The sequence below is a fragment of the Exiguobacterium sp. A1_3_1 genome (genome assembly GCF_048985645.1).
In the GTDB taxonomy this organism is placed as follows: Bacteria; Bacillota; Bacilli; order Exiguobacteriales; family Exiguobacteriaceae; genus Exiguobacterium_A; species Exiguobacterium_A indicum.
Genome location: NZ_WBYY01000178.1, coordinates 1 through 6,573, shown reverse-complemented (window position 1 = coordinate 6,573; position 6,573 = coordinate 1). Strand labels below are relative to the sequence as shown.

Genomic DNA, 6,573 nt, shown 5'->3' with positions numbered 1-6,573 from the left:
AGCGTGAATCTTAAATTCTCCTTTGTATTGAATCGTACGATCTGATACAAAGGCTACGTGAAGATTCGCTTCAAGTTGTCTGATTTGATCTGGATTGAAGGTGAGTCTATTCATGAATAGTTCTCCCGTCTAAATCGAATAGGTACAGTATGTCAATATCCTCAAACATAAACAAAACCCGAATGAAGTTTTTTATCAAGTGTCCACCATTCAGGTTTCAGTTCAGTTCAGTCACATCGTTTTTATCAGACATAGATTATGACAGTGAATTAGCCTACTTGACTTAACTGATTGATGCGGAAGTCTATAATATACAGGTTAGTCAATTAAATTAGTTAAAACACAGGCTATAAACGTTAGTGTTAAGGTATCGTGTTTTTAAGAATCCATCGGTTAAAAAGTAAACTTTTATGAACGCTTATTTATTTTTTCTATTTCGTAGATTCTGAACTAGTATTTAATAATAAATCTAGTAAGGTTAGATTCTCTCAAGTAATTCAATATAGTATTGTCTCAAACTCTCCTTTAGAGTGGTAGGCTTTATAATTTTTATCGATTTTCCAAAACTCGAAAGATACTTGGTGATAAATTCAAGTTCTCTTATCTCGTAAGTACCAACAATGTATATATCTTCTTCATCCTTAATTAACTCCATTGATGGGTAATATTCCTGATGAAAAAGTTCTGCTCCTCTTTGATCGACTAAACATTTAAAGTGAATAGCTTTCTCTGACGGTTTCCACAGTGAATGGGCACTGTGCATTGTAACATCGTTTAGAAATCTGGATGGAGGAATCTCTGTTTCTTCAACAGACGTGACCCGATCACATCGGAAAACTCGATAAGCTTGCTTATCTAAATCATATGCCTGACAATACCAAAAACCTTTCATAGCGTAAACAGAAATAGGCTGAATCTTACGAGTAAGTGTTTTGGCGTCTTTTCGATAGGAAATTATTAATACCACATTTTTTATGGCTGCCGTCAACAAAATTTCTAAATACAAGCTATCAGCAACTTGTTCTGTATGCCGAAAGGAAATTTTATATTGCATACTTTCTATCTCATCTCTTTGTTTCTCCGATACAGCCTGCAGAAACTTTTCATTAATGGAGCGAAAAGTTACTTTAAAGGGAAAATCAGAGAAGCTTTGCAAAGCTTGCATGGCAAAATACAATGCATAAACTTCTTGTCTGTTGAAGGAGATTGGTGGAAGCTGAAATTGATTAAGCAATCGGTACCCTCCATAACGACCATATTCAGCATAAATTGGTGCGCCAATTTCCTCTAAAGCCGTAATGTCCCTCAAAGCAGTTCTTTTCGATATGTGAAATTTACCCATCAAATCTTTAAGTGTAAAATGTTGTTTTTGATTTATATAGCGTAGCATTTGATTAAGACGTTCTGATTTTTTCATAAGTTGCCTCCTCAAAGTAGCCATGTTTTGACACCTTTAATTATTATACTTCAAAGTGCATTAACTATTAATGAAGGAGGCAACAAAATGAACTTTGAAGTGATTCCGTTTTTATCGTTGAATGGGGAAGCTGCACCAGCAATTGATTTCTATGAGAAATACGTAGATGCTAGGGTTTTGTTTAAGAAAAATTATAGAGAAATGAAGGAAATGAGTCCTGAGTTTGAGTATGAGGAAGGGCAGGATGAATATATTACGCATTCTGTCTTGGAAATAGGTGTAAATAAAGTAATGATAGCGGAAGAGGAGATGGATTCATCCCGTCCTTGGCAATTAGGGAATAATTCATCACTATGTATTCAGTCAAATGATAAAGAAGTCATTACGGAACTTTACAAATCTTGTGTTAATCATGAAAAGGTAAAGGTGATAGTACCATTTACAGAGAATGCGTTCAGTCCAGGATATGCAATCATACGTGATCCATATGGTATCGTCCTACAGCTTTGCGTGACGGTGCATGACTTTTAACTTGAAAGATCATTAGAGAAATAGTAACGCAGAATATTAAATTAAAGTGAAATCGCTATGATTAATATTTAATTGCTTATTAGAGGGAAGAAGTATATATACTTCTTCTCTTTTGTCTGTAAAAGTGTACTTTTACGAACATATAGAAAACAGAACAACAAAGATTAAGAGTTGGATTAAATAAATAGCTCCACTTATATTAATTAGTTTGCTAAGTAAATGTTGACAGGTGATTATCATCGAGATATATTTAGTAAGCTAAATACAAATTCACTAACGGAGGTCTCTATGGATAACAAAATTGATTGCGATATCCGAGTGTCTTTAGATAAAGTTTCATCTAGAATGCGTCGAGATTATAGTGAAAACTTAAGGGAACTTAATCTTTATGTAGGTCAGGATAACTTACTTGCTCGTCTCTGGACAGAGGATGGAATTACGCAAATGCAATTATGTGATCATTTGAAATGTGAACCACCGACGGTTACTAACATGGTTAAATCATTAGAACATAATGGCTTTATTGTCCGTAAGCGTGATGAACGAGATGGCAGGGTGATGCGTATTTATCTTACTGACAAAGGCAAAGAGTTAGAAAAGCCGGTTAATTTCATATGGAAACAGCAACGAGAAAAATTATTACATTCCCTTTCACCTGAAGAACGCCTGGTATTGAGAAATTTAATGAAACGGATGGAGAGAAACTTGTTTTAAGTCCTCTCTGGTCATTTATTTAGCAGGCTAAACAATTATTTAGTAACCTAAATATTAAGGGGAGTATTTAGAGAATGAAATAAAAAGTAAAAGCAACAGGACGTTTACCTTATCGAAATAATAGATATTCTATTTGATTAAGAAGAGCCTAGACCTGAAGTGGAATAAATTATACTTTGATTGACCAGAGGAGTGGTGTGACCAATGAAAATTGAGGATATTATCCTTAGTTGTATAAAGGAACACCCAGGAATAAGCGCAAAGAAGATTGTTTCATGTATTGATTCAAAAACAAACAATTTAAAAGTATCAGAAGAAACCAATTCGAAAGCTTCTATCTTTAAACAATTAAGGACCCTGAAGAAAAAAGGGGACCTTCATAATACAGGTGATCGCTGGTACTTAATGAATGGCGATATAGGATAATTACCTTTTCGAAGGGAAGTATCAAATCGTCTGAATTAGGAATTAACAGAAAAATTTTCGAGGGTAAAATCATGTATTCTCGTTCTGAGGGTCATGCGAATGATGACGTACATGGTATGGACGTTGTTTGTGTTGGTGTATCCGCTGTAACATTTAGAACAGTCAATTCAATAGAAGCAATGCTGGAAATTGTGCCAGAACACACAAGATATGAAGACTTTTTGAAAATAGACATACCTGAACGAATTGATCCAACGACTTTTGAGCAGGTACAGCTTATGTTAGGGAATTAATATGATTGCGATATTTGAAGGGAGATTATTATGAAAACAAAACATATGAGTATCGGAGTTGCTATGTCAGATTTCTATGGAACTCATCCAAATGCATGGCGTTCTGAGGAAACAGACCCATCAGCTTACATTGATATTGATGAACAAATTAAATATGCAAAAATTGCTGAAAATGGGGGGCTTGACTATATTTTTATGCCGGACCGAGTTTTTTTACATCTTGGTTTTACCGGTATTGTTAATTTTCCGATTGATCCTATTGTCCAATTATCGGCAATTGCTGCTCACACAAAACATATCGGATTGATTCCAACACTATCTACTTCTTTTAATGAACCTTATACGATAGCTCGACAGCTTCGTGCATTAGATCTAATCAGCAAAGGGAGAGTTGGATGGCAAGTCATTCCTAGTTTTGAGCCTGATGCATTTGCCAATTATGGCCAAAGTGTACCTAATAGTAGAAATAAATATGAACGTCTTCATGAGGTGGTTCAGATTACCCAAGCATTATGGGGAAGTTGGAAGAAAGAAGCAGGTGAGCCTAATCAGGAGACTGGCGTGTTCTTAAATCATGAGTATATCCAGCCAATTAATTTACAAGGGAAATATGTAGGGGCTCGTGGTCCTTTGCAGGCACCTCCTTCACCACAAGGGCAACCGATTGTTGTAATGCCAGCAGCTAGTAATTCAGGGATTCAGCCAGCTGGTATGTATGCTAATGCAATCATTGGAATGCCAAGTACTATTGGAGAGTCTGTTCGCTTACGAGAAATTTTTCGTTCAGCAGCGCAAGATGCGGGGAGAAATGCGGATGAAATTAAATTTATGACCTTTTTCACATTTGGACTAGGAAAGACGCGCCGCGAGGCACTAGACCGAAGACGCGCATTGGAAAATCCAGAAGATTTACCAGAACGATTGAGACATCTCTCAATGCTCTTAGGTGTCCCACTTTCTGAATCAGCTGTAGACGAACCATTGAAGTCTATTCAACTCCGCGCGCTACAACAGAATCCCCGCGTTAATAAATCAACTCAAGCGATTCGACTCGCTAAAGAGGGTTATTCACCGCTCGATATTATTGCTCACGGTGTTCTAGATAATACGCCTGGTGTGGTAGGGACTGCTGAAGATGTAGCAGATTATTTACAGGAATGGTTTGAAGCAGGGGCAGCTGATAGTTTTGTTGTAGTTGCCGATCGACTTAGTGATGCTTTATCCGACTTTGTAAATCATGTTATTCCTGTTTTACAAGAACGTGGCTTGCGTCCAGAAAACTACATGGGTAACACACTCCGTGAAAATATGAATCTAGATTATCAGCTAGGCATTGACCCACGTATTTTAAATGAATCAGATCAGATTAAATGATTAGGAAATATAAGATTAAAGATTGTAGATAGTTATAGACGTTTGACTCGGTATTGTCTATTTATTTTTGGATCATAGTAGCAAGTAGTTACCGTATGAAAATAAGTTAGGGGGACTTATTTATGTCTGATAAAAAACAAATGTTGCTTGGTTTAGGATTTACAGGGACATTCGGTGCAAATGCTAAAGCATGGAAAAGTGAGGGTGTCAATGTAACTACTTATCCAGATATTAATGCAGATATTCGCTATGCTCAACTTGCTGAAAAAGGGAAGTTTCAATTTATATTTGTAGGTGATTTCCCTGGAGCCATACCCGACGATAACAGAGAAGTGCCAGCGATGACGCTTGAACCCATTATTACTGCAACTGCAATATTACAACAAACAAAACACATTGGTGTAGTGTCGACTGTGCATACTCAGTGGAATAACCCTTATACTTTAGCACGTCAATTTAAAGGGATAGATTTAATGAGTGATGGGCGTATTGCTTGGAATGCTGTTACGGGATCAAGCTCAAAGGTAGCAGAAAACTTTGGTGTGAAACTGATGAATAGTAGATCACGTTATGAAAGTCACTATGAGTTCGTAGAAACTGTACAGCACTTGTGGGCCACATGGGGGAAAGATGCTCTAAAAGCTGATAAAGAAACCGGTGTATTTGCGGATTATAACCAAGTACAACCCGTTCATATATCAGGTAAACATATACAGTTAAATGGAGCTTTGCCGATTCCACCTTCCCCACAAGGACAACCGGTCATCTTTCACTCGGGTGGATCTCCAAACAGTATTGCATTTGCAGGACGCTATGCGAGTGCGATGATTGGAGAAGTATGGACGATACAACAAGGTATTGCGACAAGAAATGCACTACGCCAGGTTGCAATAGATGCAGGGCGAAATCCGGATGAGATTAAATTCATCGCAGGTCTCATGCCGATTGTTGCAAATTCTAAACGTGAAGCCATAGATCGTCATGCAAGTTTTATGGATGAGAATATAGTACAACAACGCGCATTTCATATCGGCATGATATTAGGAATCAGCTTCACTCCTGAAGATTTAGAACGCCCGATTGCACCAGAACTTTTATACAATGTAAAAATTGATCGTTACTCTGATCCTCGTGCTGAGAATGTTTTAAAGGTGGCGCGTGAAGGTTGGACATTACGTGACATCATTTATCATTCTGTGATTGATTACCATCCTGCTACATTAGGTGACGCAAAAGAAACTGCGGATTACTTAACTGAAGTGTTTGAGAGTGGCGCAGCAGATGGCTTTTGGATACTACCAAACTCTTACGATACCGATTTAAAGCGTTTTGTAGAAGAAGTGGTCCCGATCTTACAGGAACGTGGTATATTCCATGAAGATTATGAGGGAGAGACGTTTAGAGAAAATCTTGGCGTACCCTATCAATATGGTGTAGATAATCGATTATTTTAATAGATGGAATGTAGAGCACAGGTCAATAATGATCTCTGCTTCTTTGTAAATGTAAAAAATCAGGTCTTAAGAAGGAACATAAATCTCCCCAATTCTCAAAACGTTAATTTAAAGTTATCTTGCTTTTGTGTTAAATGTTAAAATTGGGAATAGATAGAATTTGATTATTGATTTAATAACAAATAATGAAGCGATATACACTAATAAAAGGCGCGTTAGAAGGACTAGAATTTTCGCAGATGATTTTTCGGACTACTCGTCGAATAGATAGTGAGCTGGCTATGGAATGGTTATATCGCAGTAGTACAAGAGAAACATTACGTTATATTAGGACTGTCTCTTATACACATCTCCGAGCCCACGA

General features: G+C 37.1%; 7 protein-coding genes. 6 read left to right on the top strand and 1 reads right to left on the bottom strand.

Annotated features, from left to right (window positions below):
- Positions 1-478 precede the first annotated feature (478 nt).
- Entirely contained in the window at positions 479-1,417 is a 939-nt protein-coding gene (locus F8N00_RS15215) for a helix-turn-helix transcriptional regulator (RefSeq protein WP_421018507.1), read from the bottom strand.
- Between the two features lie 87 nt (positions 1,418-1,504).
- Here F8N00_RS15215 and F8N00_RS15210 point away from each other — a divergent pair, with 87 nt between their 5' ends.
- The 6 genes from F8N00_RS15210 to F8N00_RS15185 all read left to right on the top strand — a co-directional run bounded on the left by F8N00_RS15210 (position 1,505) and on the right by F8N00_RS15185 (position 6,209).
- Positions 1,505-1,948 carry a VOC family protein gene (locus tag F8N00_RS15210; RefSeq protein WP_421018506.1) on the top strand — a complete coding sequence of 148 codons (444 nt, stop codon included), beginning with the start codon at positions 1,505-1,507 and terminating at the stop codon, positions 1,946-1,948.
- Between the two features lie 288 nt (positions 1,949-2,236).
- Positions 2,237-2,662, top strand: coding sequence for a MarR family winged helix-turn-helix transcriptional regulator (locus F8N00_RS15205; protein ID WP_421018505.1), 426 nt, complete (start codon positions 2,237-2,239; stop codon positions 2,660-2,662).
- A 204-nt stretch (positions 2,663-2,866) separates the two neighbouring features.
- Positions 2,867-3,088, top strand: a complete 222-nt coding sequence (locus F8N00_RS15200; RefSeq protein WP_421018504.1) for a hypothetical protein — start codon at positions 2,867-2,869, stop codon at positions 3,086-3,088.
- A gap of 71 nt (positions 3,089-3,159) precedes the next feature.
- A complete protein-coding gene (locus F8N00_RS15195) occupies positions 3,160-3,381 on the top strand; it encodes a ribosomal-processing cysteine protease Prp (RefSeq protein ID WP_421018503.1) in 222 nt (73 codons plus the stop codon).
- 30 nt (positions 3,382-3,411) lie between these two features.
- Positions 3,412-4,755, top strand: coding sequence for an NtaA/DmoA family FMN-dependent monooxygenase (locus F8N00_RS15190; protein WP_421018502.1), 1,344 nt, complete (start codon positions 3,412-3,414; stop codon positions 4,753-4,755).
- Between the two features lie 122 nt (positions 4,756-4,877).
- A complete protein-coding gene (locus F8N00_RS15185) occupies positions 4,878-6,209 on the top strand; it encodes an NtaA/DmoA family FMN-dependent monooxygenase (RefSeq protein ID WP_421018501.1) in 1,332 nt (443 codons plus the stop codon).
- Positions 6,210-6,573 lie beyond the last annotated feature (364 nt).

Excerpts from the sequence above, each read along its gene's own strand:
- F8N00_RS15215 (WP_421018507.1), bottom strand. The coding sequence starts at position 1,417 with ATGAAAAAATCAGAACGTCTTAATCAAATGCTACGCTATATAAATCAA.
- F8N00_RS15210 (WP_421018506.1), top strand. The coding sequence starts at position 1,505 with ATGAACTTTGAAGTGATTCCGTTTTTATCGTTGAATGGGGAAGCTGCA.
- F8N00_RS15205 (WP_421018505.1), top strand. The coding sequence starts at position 2,237 with ATGGATAACAAAATTGATTGCGATATCCGAGTGTCTTTAGATAAAGTT.
- F8N00_RS15200 (WP_421018504.1), top strand. The coding sequence starts at position 2,867 with ATGAAAATTGAGGATATTATCCTTAGTTGTATAAAGGAACACCCAGGA.
- F8N00_RS15195 (WP_421018503.1), top strand. The coding sequence starts at position 3,160 with ATGTATTCTCGTTCTGAGGGTCATGCGAATGATGACGTACATGGTATG.
- F8N00_RS15190 (WP_421018502.1), top strand. The coding sequence starts at position 3,412 with ATGAAAACAAAACATATGAGTATCGGAGTTGCTATGTCAGATTTCTAT.
- F8N00_RS15185 (WP_421018501.1), top strand. The coding sequence starts at position 4,878 with ATGTCTGATAAAAAACAAATGTTGCTTGGTTTAGGATTTACAGGGACA.